Annotated in this window: 1 protein-coding gene; it reads left to right on the top strand. The window is 64.8% G+C overall.

The window, feature by feature from the left end; translation table 11 throughout:
• The first annotated feature begins 77 nt into the window (after window positions 1–77).
• Window positions 78–1,409 carry an IS1182-like element ISBra1 family transposase gene (locus CQ13_RS12280; protein ID WP_057843149.1) on the top strand — a complete coding sequence of 444 codons (1,332 nt, stop codon included), beginning with the start codon at window positions 78–80 and terminating at the stop codon, window positions 1,407–1,409.
• The last annotated feature ends 120 nt before the right edge of the window (window positions 1,410–1,529 follow it).

The following is a 1,529-nucleotide window of genomic DNA, read 5'->3' as shown; positions in this document are numbered from 1 at the left end:
CCTACGAGGCTGTGAATCTTTTCATGGCGGAGGGTCGGCGGCCATGATTCTCTGCAATGATTAATTTGCGGGAGAGGATGATGACTGGCCGCGGGCTATTTGGAGAACTGCCGGAACAGACGGAGCCGCGAGCTGATGCAGCGCCGCGCGGAGCGCCGCGTCTGCGCGAGCCGATGCGCGACCAGGTCGAACTGCGAGCCGTCGATATCGATAGCCTGATCGGGCAGGATCATCCGGCGCGAGTGATCTGGGCCTATGTCGAAGGGCTCGAGCTGAGCGAGCTAGAGGATCGGGTCAAGGCGCGGGAGAACCGGCCCGGCCATCCGGCGCCTTCGCCACGGCTGCTGCTGGCGCTTTGGCTGTACGCCACGAGCGACGGCGTCGGAAGCGCGCGGGCGTTGGACCGGCTCTGCGACAGCCATGACGTCTATCGCTGGCTCTGTGGCGGGGTGTCACTGAACTATCACACGCTGTCGGACTTCCGGGTCGGTTGTGCCGATCTGCTCGACCGCTTGTTGAGCGAACATCTGGCGGCGCTGAGCAAGGCGGGGCTGGTTGATCTGGAGAAGTTGACCCAGGACGGGGTGCGGATACGGGCGAATGCGGGAGCCGGATCGTTCCGCCGGGAGGCGACACTGGATCGGCAGATGGCGCAGGCCCAGGCTGTAGTGGAAGAACTCAAGCGCGAGGTCGATGCGGATCCGGAAGCCAGCAACCGGCGCATCCGGGCCGCCAGAGAGCGCGCGGCGCGCGAACGCAGCGAGCGGGTGCAAGCTGCGCAAACGGCGCTGGCCGAGATCAAGCGCAAGCGAAAGCAGCTCGACGAAAAGGGTGGCAATGGCAAAAAGCCGAAGGAGCCTCGGGCCTCCACCACGGACCCGCAGGCGCGGGTGATGAAGATGGCGGATGCCGGCTTCCGCCCGGCCTACAACGTGCAGGTCGCCAGTGCGGCGGGCGAACTGATCGTGGTCACGGTCGAGATCGACAACAACGGATCAGATCGCGGCTTGATGCGGCCGATGCTGGAACGAACGCGCGCACTGCTGAAGTGCTTTCCCCGCCGCCATCTCGTCGATGGCGGGTTCTGCAGTGCCGAGGACATCGAGTGGGCGCATGGCGAAGGCATCGAGGTTTACTGTCCACCGACCAAATCCAGGAGCGGTGTCGATCCTTTTCTACCCCGGAGCGGCGACGGCCCCGGGGTCTTGGCCTGGCGAGCTCGCATGGCCAGCGAGGCCGGCAAGGCACAGTACAAGGCCCGCTCGATCTGCGAATGCATCCATGCCCGCTGGCGCAACTGGGACCTCAGGCAATTGACCGTGCGCGGCATCGATAAGGTCCGCGCCGTCGTGCTCTGGTACGCGCTCACCAACAACATCCTGCAAGGACATCGCCTCGCCAACGCATAGCCGCGCCAACCATAGCGGCGGGACCGCAAATCCCGCCTCTGCACTACCGTCGAGGCCGTTCAACATCCGTTGTCTCGGCTCCGACTACCCGCAAAACCCAAATGGTTCACAGGCTCTACG

This window comes from Bradyrhizobium retamae (assembly GCF_001440415.1).
Taxonomy (GTDB): domain Bacteria; phylum Pseudomonadota; class Alphaproteobacteria; order Rhizobiales; family Xanthobacteraceae; genus Bradyrhizobium; species Bradyrhizobium retamae.
Note: the sequence above shows the minus strand (reverse complement) of the source record. Positions and strands in the feature narration are given on the sequence as shown.